The sequence below is a fragment of the Variovorax sp. M-6 genome (genome assembly GCF_052114385.1).
Lineage (GTDB): Bacteria > Pseudomonadota > Gammaproteobacteria > Burkholderiales > Burkholderiaceae_C > Variovorax.
Window position 1 is genome coordinate 152,140 of the sequence record NZ_JBFREQ010000004.1, and the last position, 20,039, is coordinate 172,178.

General features: G+C 68.8%; 20 protein-coding genes and 1 tRNA gene. 12 read left to right on the forward strand and 9 right to left on the reverse strand.

What is annotated here, in order from left to right; all coding sequences use genetic code 11:
* The first annotated feature begins 2 nt into the window (after nt 1-2).
* The 5 genes from AB4Z46_RS06575 to AB4Z46_RS06595 all read left to right on the forward strand — a co-directional run bounded on the left by AB4Z46_RS06575 (nt 3) and on the right by AB4Z46_RS06595 (nt 7,213).
* Nucleotides 3-3,110: an efflux RND transporter permease subunit gene (locus AB4Z46_RS06575; protein ID WP_442282672.1), complete on the forward strand. Its 3,108-nt coding sequence runs from the start codon at nt 3-5 to the stop codon at nt 3,108-3,110.
* 31 nt (nt 3,111-3,141) lie between these two features.
* The gene (locus AB4Z46_RS06580; RefSeq protein ID WP_442282673.1) at nt 3,142-3,495 is read left to right on the forward strand and encodes a hypothetical protein; all 354 of its coding nucleotides are present in this window, start codon (nt 3,142-3,144) and stop codon (nt 3,493-3,495) included.
* A gap of 20 nt (nt 3,496-3,515) precedes the next feature.
* Nucleotides 3,516-3,872 (forward strand): hypothetical protein, encoded by a 357-nt coding sequence (locus tag AB4Z46_RS06585; protein WP_442282674.1) that lies wholly within the window; start codon nt 3,516-3,518, stop codon nt 3,870-3,872.
* Between the two features lie 100 nt (nt 3,873-3,972).
* The gene (locus AB4Z46_RS06590) at nt 3,973-6,306 is read left to right on the forward strand and encodes a TonB-dependent receptor (protein WP_442282675.1); all 2,334 of its coding nucleotides are present in this window, start codon (nt 3,973-3,975) and stop codon (nt 6,304-6,306) included.
* A gap of 22 nt (nt 6,307-6,328) precedes the next feature.
* Nucleotides 6,329-7,213, forward strand: a complete 885-nt coding sequence (locus tag AB4Z46_RS06595) for a copper chaperone PCu(A)C (RefSeq protein WP_442282676.1) — start codon at nt 6,329-6,331, stop codon at nt 7,211-7,213.
* A gap of 5 nt (nt 7,214-7,218) precedes the next feature.
* On the opposite strand, the gene AB4Z46_RS06600 is transcribed toward AB4Z46_RS06595, so the two are convergent.
* Nucleotides 7,219-7,923, reverse strand: a complete 705-nt coding sequence (locus tag AB4Z46_RS06600; protein WP_442282677.1) for a Crp/Fnr family transcriptional regulator — start codon at nt 7,921-7,923, stop codon at nt 7,219-7,221.
* Nucleotides 7,924-8,067: 144 nt separating this feature from the next.
* Between AB4Z46_RS06600 and AB4Z46_RS06605 the strand changes: the two genes are divergently transcribed.
* Complete coding sequence (locus AB4Z46_RS06605; protein WP_442282678.1) at nt 8,068-8,523, forward strand: hypothetical protein; 456 nt, start codon at nt 8,068-8,070, stop codon at nt 8,521-8,523.
* 48 nt (nt 8,524-8,571) lie between these two features.
* Here AB4Z46_RS06605 and AB4Z46_RS06610 read toward each other — a convergent pair whose 3' ends face one another.
* The 3 genes from AB4Z46_RS06610 to AB4Z46_RS06620 all read right to left on the reverse strand — a co-directional run bounded on the left by AB4Z46_RS06610 (nt 8,572) and on the right by AB4Z46_RS06620 (nt 11,867).
* Nucleotides 8,572-10,083, reverse strand: a complete 1,512-nt coding sequence (locus AB4Z46_RS06610) for a tripartite tricarboxylate transporter permease (RefSeq protein WP_442282679.1) — start codon at nt 10,081-10,083, stop codon at nt 8,572-8,574.
* Between the two features lie 182 nt (nt 10,084-10,265).
* Nucleotides 10,266-10,826, reverse strand: a complete 561-nt coding sequence (locus AB4Z46_RS06615; protein ID WP_442282680.1) for a tripartite tricarboxylate transporter TctB family protein — start codon at nt 10,824-10,826, stop codon at nt 10,266-10,268.
* Nucleotides 10,827-10,907: 81 nt separating this feature from the next.
* Complete coding sequence (locus AB4Z46_RS06620) at nt 10,908-11,867, reverse strand: Bug family tripartite tricarboxylate transporter substrate binding protein (RefSeq protein WP_442282681.1); 960 nt, start codon at nt 11,865-11,867, stop codon at nt 10,908-10,910.
* Nucleotides 11,868-11,982: 115 nt separating this feature from the next.
* Between AB4Z46_RS06620 and AB4Z46_RS06625 the strand changes: the two genes are divergently transcribed.
* The 4 genes from AB4Z46_RS06625 to AB4Z46_RS06640 are packed head-to-tail and all read left to right on the forward strand — an operon-like array spanning nt 11,983 to nt 15,327.
* Nucleotides 11,983-12,663 (forward strand): response regulator transcription factor, encoded by a 681-nt coding sequence (locus AB4Z46_RS06625; protein ID WP_442282682.1) that lies wholly within the window; start codon nt 11,983-11,985, stop codon nt 12,661-12,663.
* Nucleotides 12,660-14,075, forward strand: coding sequence for a sensor histidine kinase (locus tag AB4Z46_RS06630; protein WP_442282683.1), 1,416 nt, complete (start codon nt 12,660-12,662; stop codon nt 14,073-14,075). Before AB4Z46_RS06625 ends, AB4Z46_RS06630 begins: the two co-directional genes overlap by 4 nt.
* A gap of 3 nt (nt 14,076-14,078) precedes the next feature.
* Nucleotides 14,079-14,507: an RNA-binding S4 domain-containing protein gene (locus AB4Z46_RS06635; protein WP_442282684.1), complete on the forward strand. Its 429-nt coding sequence runs from the start codon at nt 14,079-14,081 to the stop codon at nt 14,505-14,507.
* A gap of 13 nt (nt 14,508-14,520) precedes the next feature.
* The gene (locus tag AB4Z46_RS06640) at nt 14,521-15,327 is read left to right on the forward strand and encodes a PPK2 family polyphosphate kinase (RefSeq protein WP_442282685.1); all 807 of its coding nucleotides are present in this window, start codon (nt 14,521-14,523) and stop codon (nt 15,325-15,327) included.
* A 31-nt stretch (nt 15,328-15,358) separates the two neighbouring features.
* Here AB4Z46_RS06640 and AB4Z46_RS06645 read toward each other — a convergent pair whose 3' ends face one another.
* Complete coding sequence (locus AB4Z46_RS06645) at nt 15,359-15,526, reverse strand: hypothetical protein (RefSeq protein ID WP_442282686.1); 168 nt, start codon at nt 15,524-15,526, stop codon at nt 15,359-15,361.
* Nucleotides 15,527-15,636: 110 nt separating this feature from the next.
* On the opposite strand from AB4Z46_RS06645, the gene AB4Z46_RS06650 reads away from it, so the two are divergent.
* Nucleotides 15,637-15,852 carry a hypothetical protein gene (locus tag AB4Z46_RS06650; RefSeq protein WP_442282687.1) on the forward strand — a complete coding sequence of 72 codons (216 nt, stop codon included), beginning with the start codon at nt 15,637-15,639 and terminating at the stop codon, nt 15,850-15,852.
* A 76-nt stretch (nt 15,853-15,928) separates the two neighbouring features.
* Nucleotides 15,929-16,942, forward strand: a complete 1,014-nt coding sequence (locus AB4Z46_RS06655) for a cupin domain-containing protein (protein WP_442282688.1) — start codon at nt 15,929-15,931, stop codon at nt 16,940-16,942.
* Here AB4Z46_RS06655 and AB4Z46_RS06660 read toward each other — a convergent pair.
* The 4 genes from AB4Z46_RS06660 to AB4Z46_RS06675 all read right to left on the reverse strand — a co-directional run bounded on the left by AB4Z46_RS06660 (nt 16,899) and on the right by AB4Z46_RS06675 (nt 20,029).
* Complete coding sequence (locus AB4Z46_RS06660) at nt 16,899-17,315, reverse strand: MAPEG family protein (RefSeq protein ID WP_442282689.1); 417 nt, start codon at nt 17,313-17,315, stop codon at nt 16,899-16,901. The genes AB4Z46_RS06655 and AB4Z46_RS06660 overlap by 44 nt on opposite strands.
* 39 nt (nt 17,316-17,354) lie before the next feature.
* On the reverse strand, nt 17,355-18,311 hold the full coding sequence (locus tag AB4Z46_RS06665) for a hypothetical protein (protein ID WP_442282690.1): 957 nt from the start codon (nt 18,309-18,311) through the stop codon (nt 17,355-17,357).
* Nucleotides 18,312-18,520: 209 nt separating this feature from the next.
* Nucleotides 18,521-19,660 carry a CAP domain-containing protein gene (locus AB4Z46_RS06670; protein ID WP_442282691.1) on the reverse strand — a complete coding sequence of 380 codons (1,140 nt, stop codon included), beginning with the start codon at nt 19,658-19,660 and terminating at the stop codon, nt 18,521-18,523.
* Nucleotides 19,661-19,936: 276 nt separating this feature from the next.
* Nucleotides 19,937-20,029, reverse strand: a tRNA-Ser gene (locus AB4Z46_RS06675).
* Nucleotides 20,030-20,039 lie beyond the last annotated feature (10 nt).

Here is a 20,039-nt window from a genome sequence, read left to right on the forward strand (position 1 = left end):
CCATGAACGTCTCGGCCTGGTCCATCCGCAACCCGATCCCGGCGGTGATGCTGTTCGTGCTGCTGACCTTCGCCGGTCTGCTGTCCTTCAACGCGATGAAGGTGCAGAACTTCCCCGACATCGACCTGCCGACGGTCACCGTCTCGGCCGCGCTGCCGGGCGCCGCGCCCTCGCAGCTCGAGAACGACGTCGCGCGCAAGCTCGAGAACGCGATCGCCACCATCCAGGGCCTCAAGCACATCACGACCAAGGTGCAGGACGGCGCGGCCACGCTGATCGTCGAGTTCCGGCTCGAGAAGCCGGTGCAGGAGGCCGTCGACGACGTGCGCTCCGCGGTGCAGCGGGTGCGCGCCGACCTGCCGGCCGACGTGCGCGACCCCGTGGTCACCAAGCTCGACTTCGCGGCCCAGCCGGTGCTGGCCTTCACCATCGCGTCCTCGAAGATGGACGACGAGGCGCTCTCCTGGTTCGTCGACAACGATGTCACCAAGAAGCTGCTGGCGCTGCCCGGCGTCGGCGCCGTGAACCGCGTCGGCGGCGTCACGCGCCAGGTGCACGTGGACCTCGACCCGGCCAAGCTGCAGGCGCTCGGCGCCACCGCGGCCGACATCTCGCGCCAGCTGCGGCTGGTGCAGACCGAGAGCGCGGGCGGTCGCGCCGACGTCGGCGGCAGCGAGCAGCCGGTGCGCACGCTGGCCACGGTGCAGTCGGCCGACCAGCTCGACGCCATGCAGATCGCGCTCGGCGACGGCCGCCGCATCCGCCTCGACGAGGTGGCCCGCATCAGCGACACCATCGCCGAGCCGCGCGCCGCCGCGCTGCTCGACGGCAAGCCGGTGGTCGGCTTCGAGGTGGCGCGCAGCCGCGGCGCCAGCGAGGTCGAGGTCGGCGCCGCGATCCAGAAAGCGCTGGCCGAGCTGCGCGCGCAACACCCGGACATCCAGCTCACCGAGGCCTTCAACTTCGTCGCCCCGGTCGAGGAGGAGTACGAGGGCTCGCTGCATCTGCTCTACGAGGGCGCGATCCTGGCCGTGATCGTGGTCTGGCTGTTCCTGCGCGACTGGCGCGCCACCTTCGTCTCGGCGGTGGCGCTGCCGATGTCGGTGATCCCGGCCTTCGCCGGCATGTACCTGCTGGGCTTCTCGGTCAACGTGATCTCGCTGCTGGCGCTGTCGCTGGTGGTCGGGATCCTGGTCGACGACGCGATCGTGGAGGTCGAGAACATCGTGCGCCACCTGCGCATGGGCAAGACGCCCTACCAGGCCGCGATGGAGGCGGCCGACGAGATCGGGCTGGCGGTGATCGCCACCACCTTCACCCTGATCGCGGTGTTCCTGCCGACCGCCTTCATGAGCGGCGTGGCCGGCAAGTTCTTCAAGCAGTTCGGCTGGACCGCCTCGCTCGCGGTCTTCGCCTCGCTGGTGGTGGCGCGGGTGCTGACGCCGATGATGGCGGCCTACATCCTGAAGCCGATCGTCGGCACCGAGAAGGAGCCACGCTGGCTCTCGATCTACATGCGCATGGCCGAGTGGTGCCTCAAGCACCGCTTCACGACCATGGTGCTGGCCACCCTCTTCTTCTTCGGCTCGGTGGCGATGATCCCGCTGCTCAAGACCGGATTCATTCCGCCCGACGACAACTCGCAGACGCAGGTCTACCTGTCGCTGGCGCCGGGCGCCACGCTGGCCCAGACCACGGCCGCGGCCGAGGAGACGCGGCGCCGCGTGATGGCGATCGACCATGTGAGGAGCGTCTACACCACGGTGGGCGGCGGCAGCGCGGGCGGCGACCCCTTCGCCAATTTCGGCACGCCCGAAACGCGCAAGGCCACGCTCACGATCCAGCTCGATCCGCGCGGCGACCGGCCGCGCAAGCAGGTGATCGAGAACCAGATCCGCGCCGCCCTCGAATCCCTGCCCGGCGTGCGCAGCACCGTGGGGCTGGGCGGTTCGGGCGAAAAATACATCCTGGCGCTGAGCGGCGACGACCCGGCGGCGCTGACCACCGCCGCCCGCGCGGTGGAGCGCGACCTGCGCACCATCCCGGGCCTGGGCAACATCACCTCGACCGCCAGCCTGATCCGGCCCGAGATCGCGGTGCGGCCCGACTTCGCGCGCGCCGCCGACCTCGGCGTGACAAGCTCGGCGATCGCCGAAACGCTGCGCGTCGCCACCCTCGGCGACTACGACCAGAACCTGCCCAAGCTCAACCTGGCGCAGCGGCAGGTGCCGATCGTGGTCAAGCTGGAGGATTCGGCACGCCGGAACCTCGCGCTGCTCGAGCGCCTGGCGGTGCCCGGTGCGCGCGGGCCGGTGATGCTGGGCCAGGTGGCCGCGCTCACGGTCGAGGGCGGCCCGGCCGTGATCGACCGCTACGACCGCTCGCGCAACGTCAACTTCGAGATCGAACTCTCGGGCGTCGGCCTGGGCGACGCCAAGGACGCGGCGATGAAGCTGCCCTCGATCCGCAGCCTGCCGCCCGGCGTGCGGGTGGCCGAGGTCGGCGACGCCGAGGTCATGACCGAGCTGTTCGCAAGCTTCGGGCTGGCGATGCTGACCGGCGTGCTGTGCATCTACATCGTGCTGGTGCTGCTGTTCAAGGACTTCCTGCATCCGATCACGATCCTGTGCGCGCTGCCGCTGGCGCTCGGCGGTGCCTTCGTCGGCCTGCTGATCGGCCAGAAGGCGCTGTCGATGCCCTCGCTGATCGGGCTCATCATGCTGATGGGCATCGCGACCAAGAACTCGATCCTGCTGGTGGAATACGCGATCGTGGCGCGCCGCGAGCACGGCATGTCCCGCTGGGACGCGCTGCGCGACGCCTGCCACAAGCGGGCCCGGCCGATCATCATGACCACCCTGGCGATGGGCGCCGGCATGCTGCCGATCGCGGTCGGGTTCGGTGCCGCCGACTCCAGCTTCCGCTCGCCGATGGCGATGGCGGTGATCGGCGGGCTGATCACCTCCACCGTGCTGAGCCTGCTGGTGGTGCCGGCGGTGTTCACCTATGTGGACGACGTCGAGGGCTGGATCCGGCGCACCGTGCGGCGCCTGCGCGGCCAGCCGGCAAAGCCCGAGGCGAAGCCGGACACGGTTCACGGCGCGGGATAGACTCGGCACCGTCCACCGCCGGAGCCACACCATGACCCGACCCGATTTCCGTGCCGCGATGTGCGGCGCGTTGCTGGCCAGCGCGCTCGGCGCCACCGCCCAGACGCCGACCGACTTGCAGCAGGCCCAGGAGCGCCATGAGCGCCAGCTGGCCGTGTGCAACAGCGGCAAGCTGCCGGCACCCGAGCGCGAGGCCTGCGTGCGCGACGCCGGCGCCGCGCTGGACCGCGCCCGCGGCGGGCCGCCGGCCAACGTCACGACGCGCACGCCCGACCGCCGTGCCACGGTGGTCGCGCCGGCCGGCGAGCCGGTGCCGGGCGCCACCGAGACGGTGCGCTCGCGCCGCTCCACCACCGTGGTGCCGGTCGACCCGCCGTCGCGCTGAGAACCCGCATAATCGCCCCCATGTCCGCCCTGCGCCGCGCCCGCCTCCTCGCCTGCTTCGTGCTGGCCTGGTTCGCGCTGTCGCTCGGCGTCGCGGTGGCGTCGCCGCTGGTGCAGCCCAAGGCGATGCAGATCGTCTGCTCGGCCGCCGGCGCCACCATGCTGGTGGCCCTGACCGACGACGGCGCGCAGGCGCCCGCCGCCAGCCACCTGGACTGCCCGCTGTGCCTGCCGGCCGGCGCCCCGCCGCCGGCCCTGCCGCTGGCCGAGCTGCCGACGCTCCAGCCCCTGGGCCACGCGGTCCAGTCGATCCCGGCCGCGCGCATCGCCGCGGCCACCGCGGCGCCGCTGCCGGCGCGCGGGCCACCTCTCTCCTGAGCTTGCTTCCGACCTGATGCACGAGGCGCCCTGGCGGGTGCTTCGCTGCGTTTCTTCAGCAATGCATCGGCGCCGGAGGGGTGCCGAGGAGATTCTTCCAATGAACAAGACCATGCGGTCGCTCGCGTTGAGCGCTGCATTCCCCTGGTGGGCCCTGCCCGCTCTGGCGCAGGATGCGCCGGATGCCCAGGCCTCTCGCCCGGCCGACGAGGCCCCCGAGCGCACGCGCTCGCTCGGCGTCGTCACCGTGACCGGTGGCCAGCCGACCTCGTTGCCGACCCAGATTCCGACCACCATCGAGGGCGTGACCCGCGAGGAGATCGAGACGCGCATCAACGCCACCGACAGCGAAGACGCGCTCAAGTACCTGCCCAGCCTGCTGGTGCGCAAGCGCTACATCGGCGACTACAACCACGCCATCCTCTCCACCCGCGCCTCCGGCACCGGCAACAGCGCGCGCTCGGCGGTCTACGCCGACGGCATCCTGTTGTCGAACTACCTCGGCAACGGCATCGCCAACGGCACCAACTACGCGCCGCGCTGGGGCCTGGTGACCCCCGAGGAGATCGAGCGCGTCGACGTGATGTACGGCCCCTTCTCCGCCGCCTACCCGGGCAACTCGGCCGGCGCGGTGGTCGACTACGTGACGCGCATGCCCTCGCAGCTCGAGGCGCACGTCAAGATGGGCTACCAGTCGCAGCCCAACGACCTCTACAACACCCACAAGACCTTCAACAGCTGGCAGACCAGCGCCTCGCTCGGCAGCCGCAGCGGCGACTGGGCATGGTTCATCGACGTGAGCCGGGGCGACAGCCAGAGCCAGCCGCTGACCTTCACGACCGCGACGGTGGCTTCGGGCACGCCCGGGCGCGCCGGCACGCCCGTGGTCGGCTTCGTGCCGGGCCTGAACACCACCAACACGCCCTGGTACATCCTGGGCACCGGCACCCAGTACCACGCCGTGCAGGACCACGCGAAGCTCAAGCTGGCCTACGACTTCTCGCCCACGGTGACCGCCACCTACACGCTGGGCTGGTGGCAGAACAGTTCGGAGGGCCGGCCCGAAACCTACCTGAGCAACGCCGCCGGCCAGCCGGTCTACAGCGGACCGATCAACATCCTCGGGCGCAGCTTCACGCTCGCCCCGACGGCCTTTCCACTCACCAACGACGCGCAGACGCACTACATGCACGGCCTCTCGGTCAAGAGCAACACCAAGGGCGAATGGGACTGGGAGGTCGCCGCCAGCCTCTACGACTACTCGAAGGACCAGCAGCGCGCGCCCACGGTGGCGCTGCCGCTGGCGGCCTTCGGCGGGGCCGGGACCCTGCAGGATCAGGGGGGCGCCACGGGCTGGAACACGCTCGCGGCCAAGGGGACCTGGCGGCCGCAGGGGATCGCCGGCGCCCACATCGTCGACTTCGGCGTCGAGCGCGATACCTACAAGCTCGGCATCCTGAAGACCAACGCGATCGGCAACTGGCTCACCGGGCCCTCGGGCACGCTGGTCAGCAACGTGGGCGGCAACACCGAGACCGTCGCCGCATGGGCCCAGGACAGCTGGTCCTTCGCTCCGAAATGGAAGGCCGTGCTGGGCCTGCGCTGGGAAGACTGGCAAGCCAGCAACGGTTTCACCGCCACCGCGACGAACACCTTGCCCTACGCGCCGCGCAGCGAGTCGGATGCGTCCCCGAAGGCGGCGCTGGCCTACCAGTGGACGCCGGACACGGTGCTCAAGGGCTCGCTGGGCCGTGCCGTGCGCTACCCGACCGTGGGCGAGTTGTACGGTGCGACCACCGGCGGCGCGTTGTCCTTCATCAACGACCCGTTCCTCAAGCCGGAGAAGTCCTGGACCAGCGAACTCACGGCCGAGAAAGACCTCGGCAACGGCCTGGCCCGCGCCACGCTGTTCCACGAGACCACGCAGGACGCGCTCTACAACCAGCTCATCCCCAACACCAGCATCTCGCGCGTGCAGAACATCGAGAAGGTGCGCACCACCGGCTTCGAGCTTTCCTACACCGGGCAGGACGTGTGGATGCGCGGACTCGACATGGGAGCGAGCCTCACCTATGCCAACTCGAAGATCGTGGAGAACCCGCTGTTCCCGGCCAGCGTGGGCAAATGGCAGCCCCGGGTCCCGCAATGGCGCTCGACGGTCTACGCCACGTACAAGCCCGACGCCCACTGGGCCATCACTGCGGCCGCGCGCTACAGCGGCCGGCAGTACTCGACACTCGACAACAGCGACGTCAACGGCTTCGCCTACTTCGGCGCCAGCAAGTACTTCACGGTCGACCTGCGCGTGCGCTATCAGATCGACCGGCAGTGGTCGGCGGCCTTCGGAATCGACAATGCCAACAACTATCAGTACTGGAACTTCCACCCCTACCCGCAGCGCACCTACAGCGCCGAGCTGCGCTTCGACCTTTGACCCCCGACTTGAGGAGACTTCGATGACCATTCCCTTCGCCACCCGTTCGCTCGCCGCCAGCGCGGCCCTCTTCAGCGCCGCCGCCCTGGCCCATGTCAGCCTGCCCGCCGGCGGCGCCGCCGCCGGCAGCGAGTACGACGCGGCCTTTCGCGTCGGCCATGCCTGCACCGATGCCAAGACGACCACCGGCCTGCGGGTCCAGCTGCCCGAAGGCTTCACGCTGGTGCAGGCGCAGCCGCGCACCGGCTGGACGCTCACCGCCACGGCGCGCGAGGTGGCCTGGAAGGCCGACTCCGCGCAAACCGCCCTGCCCGGCGCCGAGCGCGCCGAGTTCATCGTGCGCGGCAAGCTGACCGACAAGCCGGGCCCGCTCTACTTCAAGGTGCTGCAGAGCTGCGACGTCGGCAGCGCCGACTGGGCCCAGTTGCCGACAGCCGGATCGAGCGCCAAGCTGGCCCTGCCCGCGGCCCGCCTGGACGTGCTGCCGGCGGGGGTCGCGGCGGTCGACGTGCGCGATGCCTGGGTGCGCCAGACCGTGCCCGGCCAGAGCGGCACCGGCGCCTTCATGAAGCTCACCGCGCCCTCGGGCGCCCGGCTGGTCGGCGTCTCCACGCCGGTGGCGGGCGTGGCCGAGGTGCACGAGATGAAGATGGAGGGCGACACCATGAGAATGCGCGAGGTCGCGGGCGGCATCGCGCTGCCGGCACGGGAAACGGTCGAACTCAAGCCGAGCGGCCTGCACGTGATGCTGATGGACCTGAAGCAGCCGATCGCCAAGGGCAGCACCATCCCGCTCACCTTGCGATTCGAGGACGCCAAGGGCGCCAAGAGCTCGCTCAAGGTGGACGTCCCGGTCGGCGCACCGGCCGGCAGCGCAGCCGCATCGCAAGGCCACACCCACAACTGACCCGTTCAGTCGAAGCCCCGCACCTCCGCGACCAGCGCGGCCAGCCGCGCCACATCCGGCACCACCAGCGCCTTGCCGTCCTTGGCGAGCAGCCCCTCGCGGCGCAGCGCGTTGAGCTCCCGCGTCACCTGTTCGCGGTTGGTGCCGATCCGGCTGGCCAGGTCGGCATGGGTCGGCGCCTGCTCCAGCCGCGCCCGGTTGCCGATGACGCCGGCAAGCCGCGCCAGCCGCAGCAGTTCCGCATGCACGCGGTTCTGCACCCCGAGCGTGCTCAGGTCGATGACCCGGTCTGACAGCTGCCGCACCAGCGCCGCCAGGCCGCGCATCACGCGCTCGGCGACCACCGGCTCGTCGCGCAGCAGACCCAGGAACGCAGCCCGGTCCAGGCTGGCGACCACGGTGGGCGTGAGCGTGACGACGTCGGCCGATCGCGGCTGGCCATCGATCGCGGCGATGTCGCCGAAATGCTCGCCCTCCTGCGGGTCACGAAAAGTGACCTGCCGGCCGTTGGCCGAGTACGAGGTCACCCGCAGTGCGCCGGAGACGAGGAAGTAGACATCGCTCTTGCGCTCCGAGCGCAGCAGCACCGGCGTCCCGGCCGGCAGGCTCTTCCACTGGCAGTGCTGCGCGAGCTGGTCCAGCCGCTCGGCCGACAGTCCTTTCAGCAGCGCAATCTGTTGCAAGCCGAGACTGGAACGTTGGAGCGCCATGGCAGACCTCCCCAAAGATGTCGGATGGATTGCGAAAAGCCGTGCGTAAACGCACAGCCTCACAGGCGCCGGAGCGCCACAGTTGCGTCCTGTGATGACCGCGATATCCGTGGCCACGCATCCAAGCCTTCAGGAGATTTCATCATGAATGCCAAGCAACTTCTCGGTGTCTCGGCATTGGCGCTGGCCAGCGCCACGGCCTTTGCCCAGACCGTCCCTGCCGAGCAGTGGGTCGGCGCGCCGATCACCAGCGCGAGCAGCACCCTCAGCCGCTCGGCCGTGACCTCCGACTACGCGGCCAGCCGGTCGATGGCGAGCGCGCCGTCGGAGCTGCGTGTCGGTCCCGCCGACGCGGCGCCGGGCGCGATGAGCCGGGCCGAAGTCAGCGCCGACCTGAGCCTCTGGATCAAGTCCGGAATGAGCCAGGTCGCCAACCAGGACAGCTATGACCCGTCGAGCGGGGCTTACCGCACGCAAATGGCAGCGTACCAGCGCATGCGCAACGGCCCGGAATTCGTGGCCGAGGTGCAGCGCCGCAAGGGCGCCAGCGCCCCGACGGCCACCACGGCGAAGTACAACTCGGGGACGCCGACCTACTGAGCCCCGCGCGCTCCGGCGCCGAGCCGATGCCGAGTCGCGTCGCCGCCGTCAAGCAGCGGCGGCGGCGCGCCGTTCGGCGATGCGCTTGGCAACGCGCGGCAGGATCATCACGGCCAGCACGATGATCACCAGCACGATCGACATCGGACGCTGGAAGAACACCGCCGCACTGCCCTCGCCGATCGACATCGCGTTGCGCAGCTGCGCTTCCGCCAGCGGGCCGAGGATCATGCCGACCACCACCGGGGCGGTCGGGAAATCGAAGCGCCGCATGACGACCCCCAGCACGCCGATGGCGTAGAGAAGCACCAGGTCGAAGGCGCTCTGGCGCATGCCGTAGGCCCCCACCGTCGCGAAGATCAGGATGCCCGCATAGAGCTGGGGCTTCGGGATCTTGAGCAGCTTGACCCACAGGCCCACCATCGGCAGGTTCAGCACGAGCAGCATCACGTTGCCGATGTAGAGCGACGCGATCAGCGCCCAGACCAGCGCGGCCGAGGTCGTGAACAGCTGCGGTCCGGGCTGGATGCCGTAGTTCTGGAAGGCGCCCAGCAGGATCGCCGTGGTGTTCGAGGTCGGGATGCCCAGCGTCAGCAGCGGAATCAGCGCGGCGGTCACGGTGGCGTTGTTGGCGGCCTCGGGGCCGGCCACGCCCTCGATCGCCCCCTTGGTGCCGAACTCGGCCTTGGCGTCCGCGTCCTTGGCCAGCTTCTTCTCGGTCGCGTAGCTCAGGAAGGTCGGAATCTCCGTGCCGCCGGCCGGGATGCAGCCGAACGGCGTGCCGATGGCGGTGCCGCGCAGCCAGGCCGGGATCGAGCGTTTCCAGTCGCGCGCCGTCATGTGGACGCGGCTCAGCTTGTTCTGTGCCTCGACCACCTTGCCCTCGTAGAGCACCGCATACAGCACCTCGGCCACCGCGAAGAGGCCCACCGCGACCAGCACGATCTCGATGCCGTCGAGCAGTTCGGGGATGCCGCCGGTGTAGCGCCCCTGGCCCGAGATCTGGTCGAGGCCGATGCAGCCGGCCGCCAGGCCGATGAACAGCGCCGTCATGCCGCGCAGGGTGCTCTTGCCGAGCACCGCGCTGACCGTCGTGAAGGCCAGCAGCATGAGCAGGAAATACTCGGGCGGACCGAGCTTGACCGCGAAGTCGGCGACGAAAGGCGCGAACAGCGTGACGATCACGGTGGCGATGGTGCCGGCCACGAAGGAGCCGATCGCGGCGGTCGCGAGCGCCGCGCCCGCGCGCCCGCTCTTGGCCATCTTGTTGCCTTCCATCGCGGTCACCATGCTGGCGGTCTCGCCGGGCGTGTTGAGCAGGATGGAGGTGGTCGAGCCGCCGTACATGGCGCCGTAGTAGATGCCCGAGAAGAAGATCATCGAGGCCGTGACGTCGACCTTGCCGGTGATCGGCAGCAGCATCGCCACCGCGACCGCTGGCCCGATGCCGGGCAGCACGCCGACCGCCGTGCCCAGGGCGCAGCCGACCAGGCACCAGAGAAGGTTCGCGGGCGTGATCGCCAGCGCGAAACCGTGCATCAATGCGTTGAAGATTTCCATATCAGGCCTCCCGCCGGGCCGCCCCAAGGGAGGCCTGCGCCCCCTCGGGGGGCAGCGAATACACGAAGTGATGAGCGTGGGGGCTTTTCATTTCAGCCTCTCGCCGGGCCGCCCCAAGGGAGGCCTGCGCCCCCTCGGGGGGCAGCGAATACACGAAGTGATGAGCGTGGGGGCTTCTCATGTCAGAGCCACCCCGTCGAAGTCAGGCCCGGCAGGTTGATTGCGAGGAACTGGGTGAAGGTCCAGAACACCGGCGCCGCGATCAGTGCGCCGGTCACGAGGTCGATGAGCCAGGTGCGCGGCGAGTTGACGCCGCCCTGCCCGCTGGCGCGGCGCAGGCCCTGCACCGCGAGCACGTAGCACAGCGTGCAGCTCAGGATGAAGCCGATCGAAGTGATCAGCGCGGCGTTCAGCAAAAGCCCCGCCGACACCCACGCGAAGCCGGCCCAGTAGGAGCTGACCGCGCCCGAAGGCGCGTCCATCTCGCGAAAGCCGCCGGTGCGCGCCTCCCAGATGATCCAGCCGCCGCACACCGTCAGCGCGATCGAGACCAGCCAGGGCAGGAAATTGGGCCCGACGCCGCCGTATCCGGCCTCGGAGGAAATGCCGATGGCGCCGAAGGCGAGGGCCAAGCCGGTGACGAGCACGCCAACACCGACCAGCGTCTGCGGCCAGGTCGCCGGCGGTTCGGACGGAGACGCGTGCAGCACGTGCGCGCTCAAAAGGGGGTCAATGTTGGACATTGTTCTGGACCTCGCGAGTCAATGAAAAAGGAGCACGTCCAAAGGCGGCGTGCTCCCGGGTCTCTGCTGAATGAGGGTCGCTCAGACCATGCCGGACTTGACCATCGTCGCGCGCAGGCTCGCGAACTCGTCGTCGACGAACTTGGCGAAGGCGTCGCCGGCCAGCACGGCGGGCGTCCAGTCGTTCTTCTTGAGGGCTTCGCCCCAGGCCGGCGTCTTGAGCGCCGCCAGCACCATGTCGATCAGCGCCTTGCGCTGCTCGGGCGTGATGCCGGGCGCGCCATAGACGCCGCGCCAGTTGCCGATCTCGACGTCGATGCCCTGCTCCTTGAGCGTCGGCACGTTGATGCCCGGCAGGCGCTGCGCCGAGGTGACCGCAATCGCGCGCATCTTGCCGGCGTTGATGTATTCGGCGAACTCGCTGAAGCCGCTGCCGCCGACCGTGACGTTGCCGCCCAGGATCGCCGCCGTGGCCTCGCCGCCGCCCCGGAACGCGACATAGTTGATCTTGGACGGATCGACGCCGACCTTCGAGGCGATCATCGCGGCCGCGATGTGCTCGGTGGAACCGCGCGAGCCGCCGCCCCACTTGACGCTGCCCGGGTCCTTCTTGAGCTGCTCGATCACGTCCTTCATGGTCTTGAGCGGCGAATTCGCCGGCAGCACGAAGACGTTGTACTCGCTCGTGATGCGGGCGATCGGCGTGGCCTGCGACAGGCTCACCGGCGGCTTGCCGGTGATGATGCCGCCGAGCATCACGGCGCCCATGATCATCATCGCGTTCGGATCGCCCTTGGAACCGTTGACGAACTGGGCCAGGCCCAGCGCGCCGGCCGCGCCGCCCTTGTTGTCGTAGGTCACCGTGTCCGCCAGCTTGCCGTCGGTCAGCGCCTTGCCCAGCGCCCGCCCGGTGGTGTCCCAGCCGCCGCCCGGATTGGCGGGGATCATCATCTTGACGTTGGGAGCGGCCCAGGCCGACAGCGGCAGGGCTCCGGTGGCGGCCAGGGCGGCCAGTGACTTCAGGAAGGTATCGCGACGCATGCATGTCTCCTTGGATATATGGGGCAAGCTGAGGGGAAGCTGACGCCGCTATGATGCGCCGCCCCGCTGTCAGTTGGCTGTCCACGGCACTGGGGTAAACACCGAAAATCGCGCAATGAAGCTGCTGCTAATCGAAGACGATCCGTCGATGCAAACCACCCTGCAGCGCACCCTCGGGCGCCGCCAGATCGACGTGCGCATCTGCGGCGACGGCGCCCGCGCGCTGGCGCAGTGGCAGGAACTCGAGCCCGACGTGGTTGCGCTCGACCTCAGCCTGCCCGGCCTCGACGGCCTGCAGGTGCTGGCCCAGGCCCGCGCCGCCGGGCTGCGCACGCCGGTGCTGCTGCTGACCGCCCGCGGCACCGTGGGCGACCGCATCGTCGGCCTGAACGCCGGGGCCGACGACTACCTGCCCAAGCCCTTCGACCTCGACGAGCTCGAAGCCCGCATCCGGGCCCTGAACCGCCGCCACCAGAGCACCGGCCCCGACTCGCCGGCGCGCCTGCCGGAAGTCGGCGGCCTGCGCTACGAACCCGACAGCGGCGCCATCTACCACCGCGCCGAGGTGCTCGAACTCACGCCGCGCGAGCTGGCGCTGCTCAAGGCGCTGATGGTCAAGCCCGGCCACGCGGTCAGCAAGGAACGCCTGTTCGAGCTGGTGTTTCCGGGCGAGGCGGACGTGCAGTACGAGGCGGTCGAGGTCGTGGTGTACCGCCTGCGCAAGAAGCTGGCCGCCACCGGCGCCACCCTGATGACGCTGCGCGGCCTGGGCTACCTGCTGCGCGAAGAGACATGATGCGGGCGGCCTCGCTGCGCGCCAGGCTGCTGCTGGGCATCCTGGCGCCGATCGCGCTGTTCATCGTGATCAACAGCGTGAGCCTCTATCGCCAGAGCCTGGCGGCCGCCACCACCGCCTACGACCGCACCCTGCTGGCCTCCGCCAAGACCATCGGCGAGCAGCTCGACGTCGAAGGCTACGACCAGGCCGCCTCGCTGCGGGCGATCGTGCCCTATTCCGCGCTCGAGGCCTTCGAGGCCGACAACCAGAGCCGCATGTACTACCGCGTCTCAGGCCTCGACGGCGAGATGGTCTCGGGCTTCGCCGAACTGCCCTTCTGGCGCGGCAAGCTGCCCGACCGACCGCCCTACGCGGCGCTGGTCGATTTCTACGACGCCGAGTTCCGCAGCATGCCGGTGCGCGTGGCGGTGCTGCTGCAGCCGGTCGCCAGCGCCCGCGGGCGCGGCATGGCCGTGGTGCAGGTGGCCGAGACGCTGGAGTTGCGCGAGACCCTGGCGCGCAAGCTGCTGCTCGACACCCTGTGGCGCCAGCTGGTGCTGCTGGGCGTGATCGCCGCGGTCACCGTGGTCGTGGTGCAGCGCGCCACCCGCCCGGTACGGGCGCTCGGCGAGACGATCCAGGCCCGCGCCGCCGACGACCTCTCGCCGATCGACGCGCCCGACGCGCCGCGCGAACTGCGCCCGCTGATCGAGGCCACCACCCAGGTCATGGGGCGCCTGCAGCGCCTGCTGGACCACCAGAAGCGCTTCGTGCGCGACAGCGCGCACCAGTTGCGCACGCCGCTCGCGGTGCTCAAGGCGCAGGTGCAATCGGCACGCCGCGGCGACGTGCCGCCCGACCAGGCGCTGGGGGAGATCAGCGAGACCGTGGAGCGCGCCACCGCGCTCGCCAACCAGATGCTCTCGCTGGCCAAGGTCGAGCAGTTGCGCCAGCAGCCGGAGTCGGCCACCCTGGACCTCGGCGAGGCGGTGCGCGCGGTCGCACTCGACCTGTCGCCGCTGGTCGCGGACAAGGCACTCGACTTCGAGCTCTCCACCGACCCGGCGCCGGTGCCGGTGCGCGCCCACCGCTGGATGCTGCAGGAACTCGCACGCAACCTCCTGCACAACGCGATCAAGCACAGCCCGCACGGCGGCGCGCTCACGGTGAAGGTGCATACCGACGGCGACGCGGCGCTGCTGCAGGTGAGCGACCAGGGCCCGGGCATCTCCGAGGAATTGCGGCAACGGCTGTTCGCGCCCTTCGCGGCCGGCGACGTGGCCAGCGGCTCCGGCCTCGGGCTCGCGATCTGCCGCGAGATCGTGCTGGCGCTGGGCGGCAGCATCGCCCTGGAGAACCGGACGTCCGACGGACGGACCGTCGGGCTCGACGCCCTCGTGCGATTTCCGCTGGCGCGCGACAATCGCTGACACATGGACCGTCTTCGCATCGACAAATGGCTCTGGGCCGCGCGCTTCTTCAAGACGCGCTCGCTCGCCGCCGAGGAAATCGGCAAGAACCGCGTGCAGGTCAACGGCGACGTCGCCAAGGCCTCGCGCGAAGTCAAGGTGGGCGACACGGTGACGATGCGGCTCGGCAGCCTGTCGCGCGTGGTGCGGGTGCGCGGCATCAGCGGCCAGCGCGGGCCGGCCCCGGTCGCGCAGCAGCTCTACGAAGAGACGCCCGAGAGCCTGGCGGCGCAGGCCGCCGCGCGCGAACAGCGCCGGCTGGGCAGCGAACCGGCGCTCGCCATCGAGCAGGGCCGGCCCACCAAGCGCGACCGGCGCGAGCTCGACGGCGCTCGCCGCGCCGACTGGGACAACCGCTGGAGCGCCTCGCTCGAGCCTGACGACAACGAGTGAAGGAACCCCGCCCATGGCCAGCTTCAAGAAATACCGCGTCGACGGCAAGTTCAGCCTCGCGGGCATCGACCCCGGCGAGACGCCCTTTCTCGAAGGCAACGAAGACGCGCAGCGCGAGGCGCTCGATGCCCTGGCCATCGAGCTCGACACGCTGCAGAACCTGCTTCACGCCGAAGGGCGGCGCAAGCTGCTGCTGGTGCTGCAGGGCCTCGACACCAGCGGCAAGGACGGCACCATCCGCTGGGTGTTCTCGCGCACCTCGCCGCTGGGCGTCAAGGTCACCGCGTTCAAGGCCCCCACCGAAGACGAACGAGCGCACGACTTCCTGTGGCGCTGCCATGCCGCGGCGCCGCGCACCGGCGAGATCACCGTGTGGAACCGCAGCCACTACGAGGATGTGCTGGTGCCGGTGGTCGAGGGCACGATCGACAAGGACGAGACGCGCCAGCGCTTTGCGCAGATCAACGACTTCGAACGGCTGCTGACCCAGACCGGCACCGTCATCGTGAAGTGCATGCTGCACATCAGCAAGGACGAGCAGCGCGTCCGCCTGCAGGCCCGCATCGATGAACCCGGCAAGCAGTGGAAGTTCGCGCTGGGCGACCTCGAGGTCCGCAAGAAGTGGGATGCCTACCAGCAGGCCTACGAGAAGGCGCTGGCCGCCACCTCGACCGACGAGGCGCCCTGGCACGTGATCCCGGCCGACAGCAAGCGGCACCGCAACCTGATGATCGCGCAACTGCTGGTCAAGACACTCAAGGGCATGAAGTTCAGTGTGCCCGACGCCGACCCGGCGTTGAAGGGGCTGATCGTCGAATAGCGAGGGCCCGTACCCGAACCCCGGCCCTCGCTCAGAACCGCGGCACGATGCCGTACGCGATGATGGCCAGGAAGCCCACGATGCCGACCATCATGAGCGCCGGGCCCCACTTGCGCTCGCGCCAGGCGAAGCCGACGGTCATGATGGCGGCGAAAGCGACGGCGACGGCCGAAGCGAGTTCCAGGGTGAATTCGGGCATGCGGGGATATTACCCGGCGAGTGGGGGGCCGCTGCGCGCGAGCTGTGCGGCGGGCGAACCCGCTTTCGGGAATGCCGCCCAGGTAGCATGGCGGCCGAAGGAGAGCATTCATGAGCATGACGGAGCCAGGAAACCTCGAGGATGAAGAGTTGCTCAACCGAGCCCATCAACTGCGCCTGCTGGCTTTGCGCGGTCATTCGGAATCCGGAAAGCGCGCTCGGCTTCACGAGGCCGAGGTGCGCCGACGCTTCGGGGTTCCCACCACAATGAGCGCGTCGCTCGAATCGGCGCCGGCGCGCCGCCGTCCGTTCTGGCGCTTCTGGTAAGCCCACCTGGCCGGCAGACGCTCGTTGCCGGTGAAAGGTGCTCCAATGGCGACGTTCCTGCGGAGGCGAAGTCGATATGGATGCCTTGTCCGAGGTCTTGAAGATCCTGCAGTTCAACAGCGCGATCTTCTTCAACGCCAGATTCACCGCACCATGGTGTTTTGCTTCCCCGGAAGCGGAGGCGGTGGCCAGGCAGGTCAATGCGGGATCCGAGCGCCTGCTCTTCTACCATTTCTTCGTGGACGGTTCATGCACCGTGAAGCTCGACGGCATGCCGCCGCTTCGCCTGCAAGCCGGCGACATCATCCTGTTTCCGCATGGCGATGCCCACACGATGGCTTCGTCCGGGATGGATGGGCCCGGGCCGCTGCTCGATGTGCGTGCGCTGTTGCGCGAGAGGCCCGATGAACTGCAGCTGGGCGGCGGCGGCGAGCCGACGCGCTTCATCTGCGGCTATCTGTCATGCGATCCCATCCTGTGCCGGCCGGTCCTGGCGGCGCTGCCCAGGGTGCTGACGGTCAGGCTCAGGAGGGACGAAAAGACCGACTGGGTGGAGCGGTCCTTTGTGTACGCGGTGGCGGAGGCCGCTTCCACGCAGCCGGGTGGCGAAGGCGTGCTGGCCAAATTGTCCGAGGTGCTGGTGGTCGAGACATTGCGCCGGTACATCTCCCAGATGTCCGAGGGCCAGACCGGTTGGCTCGCCGGCTTGCGCGATCGCGCCGTCGGCAAGTGCCTCGCCCTCATGCATGAGAAGCCGGCGTATCAGTGGACGCTCGAAAGCCTTGCGCGCGAAGCCGGAACCTCGCGTTCGGTTCTCGCCGAGAGATTCACTCACTATGTCGGGCAGCCCCCGATCCAGTATCTCGGCAAGTGGCGCATGGCGCTCGCGTCGAACCTGTTGCGGCGCAGCGCCTTGAGCATGATGCACATCGCGCTGGAAGTCGGCTATGAAACCGATACCGCCTTCAGCCGCGCCTTCAAGCGCGAATTCGGCGTGCCCCCGGCATCCTGGCGCCGCGAGCACAGCCTCAAGAGTCCGCCCGCGTTCAACGACGCCAGACGATCAATGCGATCAGCCCACAGAAGCTGAGGAACTGAACGAGGAACAACGCAAAACGCACCGACACGACGCGATCCGTCTGGGCGAAGCAGACGTGGACCAGCGACTGGGGGATCCGCGCCGCCAGGATGACCACGCACAAGGGATCCACCGCGGGATCGGCGATGCCGAAGGCGTGCAACGCATAGACCAGCACCGCGAACACCGGCAGGTTCTCGACGCAGTTCGCGTGTGCGCGCATCGCGCGCCGGTACCAGTCCTGCCCCTCGACCTGATCGGCCCGGAATTCGCTCATTCCCGCCCGACCGCTGAAGACCCGGCTCAACCGGTAGGCGCCCACAGTGGTGAGCAGGAGGATCAGGGTCCAGGCGGCGAAACCCAGCAGCATCAACTCGGGCAGCATCTCGGTCTCCTGTCGTGGGCTCCGCGGCCTGGCGATGTCCTAGTGCACCATGGGCGATGGAGCGGGCACCGCATAGAGCAGCGGCTGGAGCGCATCCGTCACCCGGGCAGCCTGCCTGTCATCGAGAACGCGGAAGAGAGTCTTCTGGAAGCGCGGCTCCGTCACGCCCGACACGATGTACTGCCAGCGATACGCCTTCAGGATCCCCTCGCCGATGACGGTGCGTTGCGCATCGTCGTAGCGCTGGCCCGCGATCGACTCGAAATAGATCGCGTCGGCGCGCGCCTGCGCCACGAGAATGCCGTCGACCGCCACGACCAGGTCGATCAGGTCGCCGACGGCGGCATCGCGTTCGGCGGCGTCCAGGCGCGCGTCCTCGCGGAGGAACTCGAGCTCGTCCAGCACTGCATGCTGCGACTCCTCTTTCCAGTGCGCCAGGAAGACGTCTTTCCACAACTCGCACAGGTCGTCCCGCGGTTCGATGCTGGCGCGATAGTGGGCCAGCGTGAAGAGCTCGATGTCCAGTGTCAGCGCAAGAACCGACCAGGTGCTCTTGCTCAGCACGGCTGTCGCGACGGCGTTGGGATCGGCCGTTGCCACGTAGCCCGCCGGCATGTCGGCGGCCATCATCGACTCCATGCGCCGGAACAGCTCCTGGTGCTTCAACTCCTCGTCGGCCATGCGGACCAGGGCCTCCATGGCCACCTGGTCGCCGAGCGCGTGCTGCCGGCCGATCTCGAGCACCTTGGCGCCGATGAAGCGCTCCACCAGGCCGAAGATGTAGGCGTAGCTTCGACCCTGCACCTGGCTCAGCAGGCGCCGGTCGTCGGACGTCATGAAATCCAGCTCGTTCACCAGCGACAGGCCGGCCGGCAGGAACGTCTTCCCGAGATCGAATCGCCGGCGACGGATGACGTCGTTGTCGATGTCCCAGCGGACGCGTTTGGAGTTCGCGATGACCTTCGAGTACTGGTTCGCTGAGGGGGCGTTTTGCATGATGGCCTCTTTCGATGTCGTTGAAGGAGTGCCAATGATCGAAGCGCGACGTGAATCGAGTCGGGCCACGCGTCCGCAAATCTTGCCCGGCGATCCGAAGCATGCACGCACCGACGGCCCGCATTGCGAGGGTGCACCAGGGAGGCCTGCGCGATTCGGTCGGCCCCGGGAGGCCGACCTGCCCGGCCGCCTCGGGTCGAGCGAACGACTCAGTTGCCGGTCGTGAAGGAAAACTTCTTCGTGAAGGCGCCGGTGGCGTTGTCCGTGATCGCCGGATTCGTGCCGGTGCTGTTCCAGTTCGTGCCGTCGAAGACCAGGGTGGTGTTCGTCCCCGCGATGCTCACCTCGTACTCGGTGTTCGGTGCGAGCGGAACGTCAGGCATCAGAACAGCCTGGCTAGGGTTCAGCATGCCGTTGGCGTCGTTCGCCTTGGTCAAGGTGGGGCGGAGCACGACGGCGACCCCGGTGACCTTCGCCTTCAAGGAAGCGCTTGTGATGGCGATGCCAAGACCTGGACGCACCGCCACCATGATCGGCTGGCCGATCGGCAGCAGGTTCAGGTCGCGGCCGGGAATCGGATTGGGCGACTCGTTGCGCAGCGTGTGCGCGGTGCCGACCGTGCCTTGGCAAGGAAAGGTCTGAACCGTCGCGCTGCTGGGCTTCTGCGAAGCGGAGCCCTGGGCAAGACCCAGATTGAACTGGGAGATCGAACGCGGGCCATGGGTACCGGTCGTGCCGGTGGCGTCGCTGCCCATGATGGAAATGCCCACGTCCACTTCAGGGCTCAGCAGGCTGAGTGCATGGTATGGCGCGCTCAGAAGGCCACGGAGGGCGGCCTGGCCGCGGCCCGTGATCACGTTGGCGCCGCCGCCGGTGGTGTCCGAGTTGTCGTCGAGCACCACCAGCGCCGAGTAACCAGCGGCAGCGGCGCGATCAAGGGCGTTGTTGCCGGTGAAGAACGGATCGGCTGAATTCTGGAAGTGTCCGGCCTTGTTGTTGCGGAGCAGGTAATTTGCATGACCCACTGCGGCGACATCCAGTTGCGTGCTCTGGCGCAGCAAGCCGAATCCGCAGCGTTGCCGCTCCGCGTTGAGCAACTCGAAAGCGGCGAGCTCTTCCGATGCGGCTGAATAGGTCGGCGCCGGCACCGATCCGACCAGCGTCGAATCATCGGCCGTCGGGTCGCCGGAGGCTCCCGGCCCCGGAGCGGGTGCCGGGGCTGGCGCCGGCGCGGGCGTGTTCGCGCCACCCGCCGGGAAGGCCGCACCACCACCACCACCGCCACCACCACATGCGGCAAGGGTGAGAGCGCTGAGGGCCAGTGCGGCAGCAGTCGTGAGCTTTGTCATTTCGGGGAAAGATCCTTTTTTCGTTGAGAGAGTTGGAGCGACCGATCGCTGGCGGGAGAGTCCCGCAGGGTTGTCCCATCCGGCAAATCTGCCATTGAGCAATATCGGCAGCGCACTCGAAAGCTGAAGGGCGATCGCCTTCGACACCCAGCCAAGGCTCCGGCCCGCAACGGGCCGATCCAAACCCAAACGAAAAAAACCCGCGCCCTCCAGAGGAGAGCGCGGGTTTTTTAGGGGTAGCTTCCGAACCGTTTGGAACGGCTTCGGACGCTAAATTGGCGGAACCGGAGGGATTCGAACCCTCGATGAGGCTCTACACCCCATACTCCCTTAGCAGGGGAGCACCTTCGGCCACTCGGTCACAGTTCCTGAGCCGTCG

Bases quoted from the DNA above. Each gene is read 5' to 3' on its own strand.
- AB4Z46_RS06655 (WP_442282688.1), top strand. From the start codon at position 15,929: ATGGATGCCTTGTCCGAGGTCTTGAAGATCCTGCAGTTCAACAGCGCG.
- AB4Z46_RS06585 (WP_442282674.1), top strand. From the start codon at position 3,516: ATGTCCGCCCTGCGCCGCGCCCGCCTCCTCGCCTGCTTCGTGCTGGCC.
- AB4Z46_RS06610 (WP_442282679.1), bottom strand. From the start codon at position 10,083: ATGGAAATCTTCAACGCATTGATGCACGGTTTCGCGCTGGCGATCACG.
- AB4Z46_RS06660 (WP_442282689.1), bottom strand. From the start codon at position 17,315: ATGCTGCCCGAGTTGATGCTGCTGGGTTTCGCCGCCTGGACCCTGATC.
- AB4Z46_RS06625 (WP_442282682.1), top strand. From the start codon at position 11,983: ATGAAGCTGCTGCTAATCGAAGACGATCCGTCGATGCAAACCACCCTG.
- AB4Z46_RS06635 (WP_442282684.1), top strand. From the start codon at position 14,079: ATGGACCGTCTTCGCATCGACAAATGGCTCTGGGCCGCGCGCTTCTTC.
- AB4Z46_RS06615 (WP_442282680.1), bottom strand. From the start codon at position 10,826: ATGTCCAACATTGACCCCCTTTTGAGCGCGCACGTGCTGCACGCGTCT.
- AB4Z46_RS06665 (WP_442282690.1), bottom strand. From the start codon at position 18,311: ATGCAAAACGCCCCCTCAGCGAACCAGTACTCGAAGGTCATCGCGAAC.
- AB4Z46_RS06595 (WP_442282676.1), top strand. From the start codon at position 6,329: ATGACCATTCCCTTCGCCACCCGTTCGCTCGCCGCCAGCGCGGCCCTC.
- AB4Z46_RS06630 (WP_442282683.1), top strand. From the start codon at position 12,660: ATGATGCGGGCGGCCTCGCTGCGCGCCAGGCTGCTGCTGGGCATCCTG.
- AB4Z46_RS06640 (WP_442282685.1), top strand. From the start codon at position 14,521: ATGGCCAGCTTCAAGAAATACCGCGTCGACGGCAAGTTCAGCCTCGCG.
- AB4Z46_RS06600 (WP_442282677.1), bottom strand. From the start codon at position 7,923: ATGGCGCTCCAACGTTCCAGTCTCGGCTTGCAACAGATTGCGCTGCTG.
- AB4Z46_RS06645 (WP_442282686.1), bottom strand. From the start codon at position 15,526: ATGCCCGAATTCACCCTGGAACTCGCTTCGGCCGTCGCCGTCGCTTTC.
- AB4Z46_RS06580 (WP_442282673.1), top strand. From the start codon at position 3,142: ATGACCCGACCCGATTTCCGTGCCGCGATGTGCGGCGCGTTGCTGGCC.
- AB4Z46_RS06575 (WP_442282672.1), top strand. From the start codon at position 3: ATGAACGTCTCGGCCTGGTCCATCCGCAACCCGATCCCGGCGGTGATG.
- AB4Z46_RS06670 (WP_442282691.1), bottom strand. From the start codon at position 19,660: ATGACAAAGCTCACGACTGCTGCCGCACTGGCCCTCAGCGCTCTCACC.
- AB4Z46_RS06620 (WP_442282681.1), bottom strand. From the start codon at position 11,867: ATGCGTCGCGATACCTTCCTGAAGTCACTGGCCGCCCTGGCCGCCACC.
- AB4Z46_RS06590 (WP_442282675.1), top strand. From the start codon at position 3,973: ATGAACAAGACCATGCGGTCGCTCGCGTTGAGCGCTGCATTCCCCTGG.
- AB4Z46_RS06650 (WP_442282687.1), top strand. From the start codon at position 15,637: ATGAGCATGACGGAGCCAGGAAACCTCGAGGATGAAGAGTTGCTCAAC.
- AB4Z46_RS06605 (WP_442282678.1), top strand. From the start codon at position 8,068: ATGAATGCCAAGCAACTTCTCGGTGTCTCGGCATTGGCGCTGGCCAGC.